The sequence below is a fragment of the Candidatus Methanodesulfokora washburnensis genome, from assembly GCF_003947435.1.
Taxonomy (GTDB): Archaea; Korarchaeota; Korarchaeia; order Korarchaeales; family Korarchaeaceae; genus Methanodesulfokora; species Methanodesulfokora washburnensis.
Map to the genome: position 1 here is coordinate 1 of NZ_RCOS01000093.1, position 5,797 is coordinate 5,797.

Sequence of the window (5,797 nt, forward strand, 5' to 3'; positions counted from 1 at the left end):
GGACAAAGGTGGGAAATGGAACTGTAGAGAAGGTTGACATTCTCCCTAAAACCACTTCATGCGACAGCGGACTCCTTGATCTGTACTACTCTGAGCTCGGAAAAGCAGTTGTGAGCTTTCTTCTTCAGGGAAAGGTTGATGTAAACGTTAACGGAACAATGAAGGTTAATGTTCTATTCTTCCCCGTTGAGGTCAAGTTCTCCGAGACTAGGACGATAAAGCCCTAGTACAATCGCTGCTGTAGAGGATCTTTCTTCATTAATGTAAACTTCTGGTCCGGGTAGTCGGTAGCTGATGAAATATATCTTTTCAGCTTGCCTTCTTTCCTGTAAACTTAATCATATATTGAAATTAAACTAACGTTTTAAGTACTTTTTGTTATTTCCAGAGATGTTGGATCTCATACTCAGTATTCTGGGGGTGGTAGCGAGCCTAGTAACCATTTTAATTGCAGCAATACAACTGCTTAGAAGGATTAGCAGGCGTAAAGTAGCCTTATTTCTGAGGGAAATGACTGAAAAGCTTAAAAATATAGGTCGTAAAGAAGGGCTTTACTATGTTTATCCTGAGGGGTCAATTCAGAGGGTGATAAATAGGGCGAGGCCGGGGAGCAGGGTGATAGTAAAGGAGGGAACTTATACTGAGAACATCAAGGTAAATAAAAATGTCATTATAGAATCGGAAAGCGGTCCAGATAAGACGGTAATTCAGGCAAAAGATCCAAATATTCACATTTTCGATTTGGTTGCTGATAATGTCAGCATAATCGGATTCACGATAAGGGGAGGGACTGGGCTATATACAGCAGGTATATGTCTAAATGCGAATAGCTGTATTATTAAAAATAACAAAATAATGAACAATGGCATTGGCATTAAGTTGAGCTCCTCAATGAAGAGCTCTATATACAACAACGAGATACAGGGCAATGGGGAGGGAATCCAGCTGGATAACTCTAATGAAAACGAGATATTCGATAATGTAATTAGCTGGAACGATAAGAACGGAATCGTGGCTGACAACTCAGTCTCAAATAAGATAATAAGAAATAAAATTGAATTAAATATTATAAATGGAATAATATTCAACAACTGTAAAAACAATACTATATCTAAAAATATTATTAATTCAAATGCAAATAATGGCATTCTTCTAAATAACTCGCAGGGTAATGTGTTGACGGGCAACACAGTAGGCTCAAATCGCAACAAGGGGCTCCTTTTAGCGGGAAGCTCCAACAATATAATATATTACAACAATTTTGTGAAAAATATGAAGAATGCAGAGGAATATGCTGAAAACATCTGGAGCTCTCCATCGCCCATGGCTTATTCTTACGAGGGCAAGACATATACAGGACACTTGGGCAATTACTGGAGCGATTACAAAGGGTCTGACGAGAATAAAGATGGAATAGGGGATGTATCTTATCGTGTAGGTAGCGAAAAGGATAGCTATGACAACTATCCGCTAGTTAAGACAACAGATAACTATATTCTGTCAGCTGAGGGCTTTTAAAGGCTTAAGGTCTATCCTCTGAAATTCCTGCATCTATCGCTGATATTATGAAAAACTTTATATTTCTCCCTTTCAAAAGCAGAATGGGACAAGGATGTAACAACCAGGTTTCTCTTTAGCAGCTATTCTTATCGCAGAACCATATATATCGGCTGTGGGAGAGCTTGGATCAGCTGTTTTCGACTGGATCAGGGAGAAGATAGGAGACAGGGCTGCTAAAAAGCTGGAGGAGAAGCTGGGTCTGGAAGGTCAGGTTGATGAGATAGTAAGGAAAGCGAGAGAGGATTATGAGGTGAGAAGAGCCCTTCTTCACCTTTTGATGGATATCCTGAGTGATGTTGACCAGAAAGATAAATATTTATTTCTAGAGGAGAAGAAAACAGTGGAAAAAGGCCTGAAGGAGCTTGAAGTTGAGTTTCCCGATCTAAGAGATGAGCTTAATCGAATAAAGGATGAACTGAACAGAATAGAGCTTACTCTGGTTGAGAAAGAGCGTGTCAAAGGGATCTACCTGATCAGAGTTACAGCCGGTGATGAAACTCTTGTTGCCAGAGCTCCTTTTATACTTGGAAGATATGATCCCCTCACGGACTCCCTAGCTATACAGCTGACTGTCTAGCGATAAAAACAGATGAGTCAATAAGGATCTTCAGAGGCACTGTGTGCAGGTGGGGCTGCTCATCCAACGACATGGCGCGCGCAGAGTTCACGATACTATGACTCTTTGTTCTGAGTTTCTAATCAGCATATTCTCTAGTGCAACACTTAATGCTTTTATATACTGTTTTTTAATATCTTTCCTAGAAATAATAATTATTTCATTTATATTCTTTTCTATATCAATTTTTCTTTATCTTCACTTTTATATTTTAGGTAAAGTTAAAAAAGTATCTATTGTTTTTAAAGAAGCGAGATATCAAGGGCTTTTTAGGCTCTCTAAGGAATAGAAACCTTCAACTAAGCTTTCCGGGATTTCGAGCTCTGAGATTTAAGCAGGTTTTCTAATGTTGTGCGCGGAGATCCTAGGACTCAATTTCAATTAAATTCATGATTTTCTGTATTTTTCACATTCTTCTTGATGCCAATAGAGGCAACGATTTTCACAATCTCATGCAATAAGAGACTTTTTACCAGCATAGAGATTGTTATTTTTTAGAGTTTCTTAAATATATTCAATGTTTTCATTTTTCTCTTAACCTTATTATTCAATAATTTTACCTTTTTTCCACATAAATTCAAATTCATTTTTATAAAGGTCAAAAAGATCATCATTTTCTTTCACCTTTTCTATGACAAAAAGTGGAGAATCTACTCCTGATCTGTAACCAGAGTATGGAGAGGCATATATAATTTCTCTTCCATCCTTATATGAAACTATAGCTATATCTGTATATACTATCATATCATTTATTACTTTAACTTCTACTTTATCTTTATAGTCTTTTAATGAATTTAAAACAAGCTCTATATGATAATAGCGCTCCTTTAAAAATGTCTCGAAGTCTCTCTCTTTTATCTTTCCTATGAATCTTCTCCCTTGGTATTCCTGATCCATTATTTGCTTTGTTATTGCCGAATCTGGACTTAACATTATTACACGCCATTTTTCCTCTGGCATCTCCATATTTTCAAGCGCACTTTTAAAAGTATCGTTAAGAAACCAAGTGCGATGAGTATGTCCCAAGAAATCCATCCGCTTAATGTCACCCTTTCTAATATCTTCAGCAATTTTCGGTATTATCTTCCTAAGCGCTTCAGCTCTTTTCTCATAAGCTCCTATTATCCCAATCTTTCTATATTTTTCTCTTTTTCTAGCTTCTTCTAGGGCTTGTCTAATATCTCTTAGGAGAGCTTGCCGGGTAAGTATGTCGCTGGGTATTTCCACCGCAGAGATCACAAGGAATAGGTATCCAATTTCCTCAAAAAGAGAGCTATGAAGCTTAAACCCGATATAAAATAAGAGCCCCCCTAAAAATAAAAGTGATACGATATGAATTATAGTCCATGCACCTATGCTCACTTCAATCTTAACAAGTACTTTCCGTATATATGGTCCTTTTGTGGATTTCTTTCTGTGCATGTAATAAATACTATTAAGGGCTTCTTAATAAATTTTACGTAAGTACTTACTGGGAATCTCCTTCTTTATTACTATGCTTTAAGAAGCTTTCTCCTCGGTTTGATAGGGTAACATGTAGCTTCCTCAAAACTCAATCTCAACAGTTCTTCAGCAATCTTTAAATCCTCTCTTGGCCTGTTCAAACCACCGGAGAATTTTAGCTCTCATATAAATATTTTCCTCGCTTCAGCTAAAAATTTTGATGAAAAAGTTGGCAGAAGCTACAGAGATTCCCGATGGACTGAGCTCTCTTAGATAAGATTCCTCAACTAATTCCTACAGTGGATTCTGTATTTAGCCCTTAGAGGTGACTTTAAGATCTTACTAGATTCTGGGAAGTTTTGGGTAACAATCTCAACAGTAAGCTTAAATAAATTCATTGTGCTGAGGCTTGATAGTGAGAGTTGGAAGAATTAGAGTGAAGAGGTGAGAGTGAGTTGGGTGAGGGAATTTATCATGGCGGTAAGGGTGGAGAGAGAAGAGAAAGCAGAGAGGTTGTGGCCCTTGTCAACAGCGGATATGAGGCAGATACACCACAGTTAATGATCCCTGCTGGACTGGCGAGGGAACTGGGCCTCTGGTTTTCTTCTTTCGGATGCAAAAGAGGATTTCTTCGACGCAGCAGGGGGACCTGTCAGGGTGTGGATCGTGAGATCTGCAGCTAGAATTAGGGCAATAGCTGAAGATGCTGAATCAGATGCAGTTGAAGCTGACATTGTGATATCACAGCTTATCGACGAGCCTCTTATTAGTGATATGCTGGCAGGCAAGCTCAGTATTGCTGTTGAGGATTTTCTGGAGGTTCAGATGAGAGGCCCAAGGAGAGGACAAGGAAAAGCGAGATATCAAGGAAATTTTAGGCCCTTTAGAACAGATAAATTCGCCTTATCTTCTGGAATTTCAAGTTCTGGTATTCAAGAGATGATGTTCTGATCATCTAGACCTCATCATTGCCCTTATCTTCGGCTCAAAAACATGCCAGAGCCAGTCGGCAAATTCAGCCAGGTTCTTTGTCTGGATAAGAACCTCCCCAGGGCCAGTGATCTCCACAACAAGGCCTTCTCCGCTCAGCACAAACTCCTTCAACCCACCTATTCTTCTAACCTTGTAGGAACATGTATCGGAGAAGCCGACTAAATGGAAGTTGTCAACTATGAGGCTCTCCCCTGCCGATAGATGATGCCTATCTATTGCTCCAAATGTGTTTATGAATAAATTCCCCCTTCCTGATGTCTTTATCATGAAAAGGCCCTGTCCAAATATTCCCTTTGTGAAGCCTTGCCACTTTATGTCCAGATCAACAGTTGGATCAGATGCTATATATGAGGACCTCTGGATTATGTAGCCGTTGTGGCCATCTAGAACAAGTCTCTCTATATCCCCAAGAGGAGCTGCGACAAGCCCAATCTCCCCCGGCCCTCCAACTGCAGTGTAATCGTTCACAAACAATGACTGACCTCCTAGAACTCCCACCTTTATTGTGTCGAGTATGCCGGCTCTTGCCCTAGTCTTTATCTGAATGTTGGGGGACATATAAGTCATCGCACCTGCCTCCGCTGTTATCGTCTCACCTAATTCATCTTAACAACCAGCATGCTGTAAGAAGGCCTGTACTTTATCTCATATTCCATATTAATTTTAGAGGAATGCAAACATATAACTCTTTCGTGAGCTGAAGGATGGATTTATGCTACCTAAAAAGGCCTTCCATGCTGGAAATAACTTGCTAAATAATCCTTCTCTATTGTAACAATATCTTCTATCTCCTCAGGTTCAGGAGGAAAGCCGGTATATCCTCTTCGGAAAGAACTGTAACATCTCTGGGATATCTTCTGTGAGGCTTTCCAGCCTTAACCTCAACTTTCAGCTTTCCGGAGATAACATCCACCTCAAGTCCATTCCTCCAGAAGTAAACTTCTCCGAATTCCCTGAGGATATGCTCCTGAACAACCCACTCAAGAAGAGCTGCTCTTGAGAGATCTGCTCCAAGGAGCTTTGAGAGAGATATTGCGAGGAATGGATCCCTGATAAAAATCTTTTTCTCCCTTCTGTAGAGGATTTTCCCATCTTCCTTTAAGTAAGCTACTCCTAGGAGGAACATGTCCTCCATCAGCCTTACATAATCATGGACAGTGTTGTGCGATATTCCAAGATCTCCTG

Annotated in this window: 8 protein-coding genes; 5 read left to right on the plus strand and 3 right to left on the minus strand. The window is 39.6% G+C overall.

Annotated features, from left to right (window positions below; genetic code table 11):
- The 3 genes from D6D85_RS16265 to D6D85_RS07670 all read left to right on the plus strand — a co-directional run.
- Positions 1-227 (plus strand): hypothetical protein (locus D6D85_RS16265; protein WP_161969621.1); only part of this gene is annotated, 227 nt, incomplete at its 5' end.
- A gap of 163 nt (positions 228-390) precedes the next feature.
- Positions 391-1,518: a right-handed parallel beta-helix repeat-containing protein gene (locus tag D6D85_RS07665; protein WP_125671474.1), complete on the plus strand. Its 1,128-nt coding sequence runs from the start codon at positions 391-393 to the stop codon at positions 1,516-1,518.
- Between the two features lie 154 nt (positions 1,519-1,672).
- A complete protein-coding gene (locus D6D85_RS07670; RefSeq protein ID WP_125671475.1) occupies positions 1,673-2,137 on the plus strand; it encodes a hypothetical protein in 465 nt (154 codons plus the stop codon).
- Between the two features lie 582 nt (positions 2,138-2,719).
- On the opposite strand, the gene D6D85_RS07675 is transcribed toward D6D85_RS07670, so the two are convergent.
- On the minus strand, positions 2,720-3,598 hold the full coding sequence (locus D6D85_RS07675) for a hypothetical protein (RefSeq protein WP_125671476.1): 879 nt from the start codon (positions 3,596-3,598) through the stop codon (positions 2,720-2,722).
- A 476-nt stretch (positions 3,599-4,074) separates the two neighbouring features.
- Here D6D85_RS07675 and D6D85_RS07680 point away from each other — a divergent pair, with 476 nt between their 5' ends.
- Both D6D85_RS07680 and D6D85_RS07685 read left to right on the plus strand, forming a co-directional pair.
- Entirely contained in the window at positions 4,075-4,302 is a 228-nt protein-coding gene (locus D6D85_RS07680; protein ID WP_125671477.1) for a hypothetical protein, read from the plus strand.
- Positions 4,286-4,570 carry a hypothetical protein gene (locus tag D6D85_RS07685; RefSeq protein ID WP_125671478.1) on the plus strand — a complete coding sequence of 95 codons (285 nt, stop codon included), beginning with the start codon at positions 4,286-4,288 and terminating at the stop codon, positions 4,568-4,570. Before D6D85_RS07680 ends, D6D85_RS07685 begins: the two co-directional genes overlap by 17 nt.
- Here the strand turns inward: D6D85_RS07685 and D6D85_RS07690 are convergent, their stop codons facing one another.
- Together D6D85_RS07690 and D6D85_RS16270 are read right to left on the minus strand one after the other, a co-directional pair.
- Positions 4,571-5,170 (minus strand): TIGR00266 family protein, encoded by a 600-nt coding sequence (locus D6D85_RS07690; protein WP_237558791.1) that lies wholly within the window; start codon positions 5,168-5,170, stop codon positions 4,571-4,573. It lies immediately after the preceding gene.
- Between the two features lie 226 nt (positions 5,171-5,396).
- A partial coding sequence (locus D6D85_RS16270) for a DUF4143 domain-containing protein (protein WP_161969753.1) occupies positions 5,397-5,797 on the minus strand: 401 nt, incomplete at its 5' end.